The sequence below is a fragment of the Okeania sp. genome (assembly GCF_983059655.1).
Map to the genome: position 1 here is coordinate 1 of NZ_CEZPJD010000626.1, position 4,847 is coordinate 4,847.

A 4,847-nucleotide genomic window follows, 5' to 3' on the forward strand; every position below is an offset into this window, starting at 1 on the left:
AAGGGGGGTTAGGGGGGATTTTTTTGTTGAGTTTCCTTCCTCAACCAAACCTACAGGAGGTTGTGTTATCCCTCCCCGATCAAGGGGAGTTAGAGGAGATTCTTTTGTTGGGTTTCCTTCCTCAACCAAACCCACTGTAGATAAAATCCATTGCCGAATTTCCTCAAATTCCAAATAAAAAATATCTCCTTTTTGCTCAAAAATTCCTGCCTCTAACCCATAACTTTCTATGGCTAAAAATGTCAATCGTAAATAAGCCAAAAGCTTCCCATAAACCTCAGCAATTTTACCCTTAGTTCTCGCACGTCTTGCACATTGCCCCAGTCGCCACCTCTGCCACAAATTTAAAGACTCTTCTACTGTATTAACTGATAACTGATAACTGATAACTGATGACTGATTCTGAGCCATTGCCAATAATAAATCACGGAAATTATCCGGCTTTTCTCCCCAAGTTGCAACAGCAATATCCGTACCAACCTCACTCAAATAACCATAACTTTCCAACCATTGCTGAAACTCCCATTGTAATTCCTGATTTTGCTCAAACTCTGCCTCTATTTCTCCATCAGAATTAGTTGCCATTTTTAACTTAACCGCCAGCTTTTGTAATTCTCGAATTGAAACAATTTCCGGAGCAGTATCAGTAGGTAGCCATTCCTCAGAAACTCGGAAGAGCGATCGCCTAATTGCCAAACCTATCGGACCCAAAATATTATAAAAAGTAATCGGTTTTAACCATTCCTGAATTTGTCTAGCTTGGTCTAATAATTCTGATAAAGACTGAGATGAATTTTGCTTGAAATTATTTTCTAAAATTTGTAGAGTAGGAATAAAAATTTGATAATAGTCGCGTTCAAATTCACTATCGACTACCATTTCTTTTTTAATCAACCGCCATAAACCAGGCAAAGAAGGCAACACTTTTCCTAATGGTGGCTTTCCCATTTTTTGCCCCCGTAACAGAAACTCTAAACCCTGCTCAGGCAATCCCATCATTCTAAAGATTTCCCCTAACAAAGTAGCATTAAAATAAGCATGAGAACCGAGCAAAGTTGCCGTTTCAGTAAAATCTAATTTTGCTACCTTTTCCCCTAAAACAATAGTAAAAATTTCTCCCCAAACTCCACAAGTCAAAGGACGATTTATCGACCAAGTCAAAGGATGAATTGCCCCTGGAATTACCTCTGATGCAATAGTTCGCGTCCATATTGGTCTGAGATTAGTAATGGGGCGACTTTGTAAAATCCAGATTTTTTCACCATCCCAACACCATTCAATATCCTGGGGTAAACCATGAAAAAACGCTTCAATAGCCTCTGCTTGATTTACCAATTCTTCAATAACTTCTGCAGGTAAAAAATCAGGAGATTTTACTTGCTCTAAAGATTGATTATTATCTTTTTCTTTTGGATTTAATACCCCGTCGTCTACAGGATGTTTAAAATTGGTTGAAGTTTGAGTTAGAATCAACTTTTTACTCCCCCCTTTCAAAGGAAGAATACCTTCTTTATCCCCCCTTTCAAAGGCAGGAGAAACAATTTCTAAATGTACCGGACTAAACTGCCCACCCACAACTTTTTCTGCACCTCCTGGCAGAGCTTCAATAATTATTTTTGCACCACCATCTAAAGGATTACGAGTAAACATTACTCCAGCTACTTGACTAATAATATAAGGCTGAATTAATACAGCCATTTCTGCATCAGGAATTTCTCTTTGCCGACGATAAGCAACAGCTTCTGGCAACCAATAAGATTGACGGCAAATCTTAATTGCCTCTAATAATTCTGTTTGATTTTTCACCGGATAAATAGTTTGATATTGTCCGGCAGCAGAACTATTATCGCTATCTTCCCCTACAGCAGAAGAACGAACAATTAGGGGGAAATCAATAGACATTTTATTTTTATCCAGCTCTGGTAAAGGGGAATCGATAGTAGGTAATGAAGAATCAACTTTCCTATTCCAATTGCCTTGAGTACCTGCTTCAGTTGTAGGTAAAACAAAACCTTCAACAATATTAAAACCAGCTTTTTTCAGTTGAGCTAATCTAGCTGCTTTCTCCCCAAATATTTTGGCATCTAGTTCACTATCGAGAGAAAATATAGGTTGTTTTGGTAAAGCCATATCATCACTTTGCCTCAGATTTATTACTACTAATATAATTGCTAATCCTAATGCTGCGAAAAGTTCAAAAAAAGATGCCTCCTGGCGAAATAATAAAACCCAGAAAAAACTACTGAGACATCCCACACGAGCTGCCCATTGTCGGATATTTTGATTGTTTTGAGGATAAATTTTTTTTCCTATTACTAATATTAATAATCCTGTAATTCCCGAACCCAATGCCACTAAAGGAGAATAAACCAAAACTCCCCAACTAGCATTAGTCACACCCCCACCTTTAGCAATAAAGTATCTACCTAAAACTAAAAAAATTAACCCCGCTAACTGCAAGGCAAAAATCTCTGGAAATAACATTTTTGCTATTAAAACTGGCGCAATACCTCTAACTATTTCTGCTAATACTGCTGTTATTGCCACTGGTTTCGGCGCGTGATAAAAAGCTGCTGCCACACTAATATTACCCGTACCAACTTTTCTGAGATCGATATTTGCCAGAATTTTAACTATTAAAGCAGTAAGCGGGAGAGCGCCGAGACAAAAGCAAATAGCTAGAAACAATACTAAGACTAATATTTGCATATTTAATTTTGAGTTATACCAATTTCATAAAATATTGCAAAGCGTGAGGACACAGGGAACAGGGAACACCGGAGCTGGGAACAGGGAACAGAGAAAGAAAAACATAAATATTAAAGAGGAAAAAAGGTGGAAATTTTAGAATTTATGGAATTTATAATTTTTTCTTTTAAGAAGAAATCACAAATTAAGATGTAACTGCCTTTTTTGAATTTGGTATTATAGATTTAATCTCTATTTAATAATTGTCTTTAATTTTCTTCATTATGATACCAAATCTCAATAAGTTTGCTATATAGAACCCCTAAGGGTATCTTCATAAATATGCGCGTTTTTTTAGCTAGGAGTCAGGAGACAGGAGACAGGAGACAGGAGGTAAGAGGGAAGATGTGGGGAGAAATAGTACAAAAAATTCAACACTTCTTCTTCATAATTTTTCCTCACTCATTGATGCGCTAAAAGACTTGACTACCATAATTATATAGATATCAAATGGGTTCTATAGATAGATATCTCCAACAATCAAAAATCATGCTCTTTTATTGCACTGTTATTCATCAATTATTTCCCCCTACTCCCTACTCCCTACTCCCTACTCCCTACTCCCTATGCGTGGAGGAGATGCTTAATAGATCCGTTTAGGGGTTCTATATCTTTGTAATAGGGAAATGAGGAGATTGAGAGATAAGGAGGTAGAAAGTAGTTAGATGGTAATCAAACATAGCATTACTATTCAGAAATGGTATAAAATTTCATCTTGTCGATCTAGCACTCAAAAGTTGTTGCTTTGGTTTTTTCCAGAAAATTGTGAAGCATAAAATACTCAAAGCTGAAACTAGAACAAATAAAGCAATGCCACAAACTCCGTTCCATTGCCAATTACTCCAAGCATAGTTACCACAGTAAGACCCCATAGCTCCTCCCACAAAATAGGAAACCATATAAACCGTATTCAGACGACTATGTATTTTCGTAGGTAAACTATAAATTTGTGCTTGGTTAGAGATTTGAGTTGTCTGCACTCCCAAATCTAACAGCATCACTCCCAAAATTAGACTCCATAATTCATATCTTGCTAAAGAAAATACTAAAAATGATGAACTAGAAATCACAACACCTAACATAGAAATCAATCTAGGATTTTTTCGATCTGCCATTCGACCAGCAATTACCGCTGCTATAGCTCCCACAACACCAACTACACCAAACATTCCTGCTACTTGACTACTATAGTTTAGGGGTGGTGCTTTCAGGAAAAATGCCATTGTACTCCAGAAAATACTATAAGCAGCAAAAGACATTGCTCCAATTAAAGCTACTTGTCGTAATAATAATTGTTCTCGAATTACTTGTCCCAAAGAAAGAATCAATTTTGGGTATGAGAGAGTAACAGAGGGTTTTGCTGTTGGTAGTACAAATGTTGATACTATTGCTATTAATATCATCAACCCACTAGCAAAGAAATATATTGCTCGCCAACCAAAATTTGCTCCGACGAATCCGCTAGTCATTCTAGCTAAAACAATACCAATAAATAAACCACTCATCACAGTTCCAACAGCTTTGCCACGTTTTCCCGGTTCTACTAAAAAAGCAGCAAAAGGTACAACAAGTTGGGGAACTATTGTAGTCATACCAATAAGTAAACTAGCCACAATTAACCAACTAATATTCGGAGACATAGCTGCTGTTAGTAAAGCTATAGCAGTTGCCATCAGCATTGTCACTATTAAGCGTCGTCGCTCTATGATATCGCCCAAGGGCACAAATAGCAGCAACCCCAAGGCATAACCAATTTGTGTCATCATGGGAATTAACCCAACTTGCTGAGTAGGAGCATGGAGGCTTTCGGCAATTATTGCTAATAGGGGTTGATTATAATATAAGTTGGCAACTGCAGCTCCACCGATTACTGCCATAATTAGTAAAGTTTTGTTAATACCCATAGTTAATTTTTGAGAATAGTCTTTGTTTGTAGTTGCGCTTTAGCGCTGCTAGATATATTTATTTACCGCCCAAATGCAAATACAAAGGTAATTATAAGTATTTGAGCAAGAAGTTTATTATATCAGAACTTACGCATAACCACCACAAATAGTAGTGCTTAACGACCGTTAACCCCCTACAAATAGTGTATAATT

2 protein-coding genes are annotated in these 4,847 nt (G+C 37.0%); both read right to left on the reverse strand.

Features of this window, described 5'->3' with window-relative positions; all coding sequences use genetic code 11:
• Positions 1 to 2,709: glycerol-3-phosphate acyltransferase (locus AC3DU7_RS25500; RefSeq protein ID WP_488042082.1), on the reverse strand; the 2,709-nt coding region annotated here is incomplete at its 3' end.
• Positions 2,710 to 3,458: 749 nt separating this feature from the next.
• Positions 3,459 to 4,652 (reverse strand): MFS transporter, encoded by a 1,194-nt coding sequence (locus AC3DU7_RS25505; protein WP_488042083.1) that lies wholly within the window; start codon positions 4,650 to 4,652, stop codon positions 3,459 to 3,461.
• Positions 4,653 to 4,847: the final 195 nt, after the last annotated feature.